Origin of the sequence: Planosporangium thailandense, from assembly GCF_011947195.1 — a bacterium.
GTDB classification, from domain to species: Bacteria; Actinomycetota; Actinomycetes; order Mycobacteriales; family Micromonosporaceae; genus Planosporangium; species Planosporangium thailandense.
The window spans coordinates 1-551 of the sequence record NZ_JAATVY010000096.1; the positions used below are offsets into that span (position 1 = coordinate 1).

Below are 551 nucleotides of genomic sequence, written 5' to 3' on the forward strand. Positions count from 1 at the left end.
TCGGGGTCGAGGTGGGCGTTGAGCCCGTCGCGCAGCAGTACGAGGGCCTCGGCGCGCAGCTGGGAGACCCGGGACTCGGTGACGCCGAGCTCGGCGGCGATCTCGGTCATGGGGCGCTCGTCGAAGAAGTAGGCGGAGATGACCAGGCGCAGCCGTTCGGGCAGGGCCTCGATGGCGTGGTGCAGGTAGCCGATGCGCTCGCGGTGCAGGATGAGCTCTTCGGGGCCGGCGGCGCGTTCGGGTACGAGGTCTTCGGCGGTGCCGGCGGCGAAGCCCTGCAGGCTGAGCACGACGGCGCGCTGGACGTCGTCGTCGGTGGCCTGGATCTCGTCGATGCCCACGCCGAGGGCTTCGGCGAGCTCGGCGGTGGTGGGGGTGCGCCCGAGGGTGGCGGTGAGCTCCTGCTGGGCGGTGTCGATGCGGCGGGCGCGGGAGCGTACCGAGCGGCTGGCCCAGTCCAGGCCGCGCAGCTCGTCGAGCAGGGCGCCGCGGATGCGGGCGGTGGCGAAGCTGCCGAAGGGGGTGCCGCGGGTGGGGTCGTAGGCCTTGGC

General features: G+C 73.9%; 1 protein-coding gene. It reads right to left on the reverse strand.

Annotated features, from left to right (window positions below; genetic code table 11):
- The coding region (locus HC031_RS32290) for a sigma-70 family RNA polymerase sigma factor (RefSeq protein ID WP_167929244.1) at nt 1-551 on the reverse strand (551 nt) is incomplete at both ends.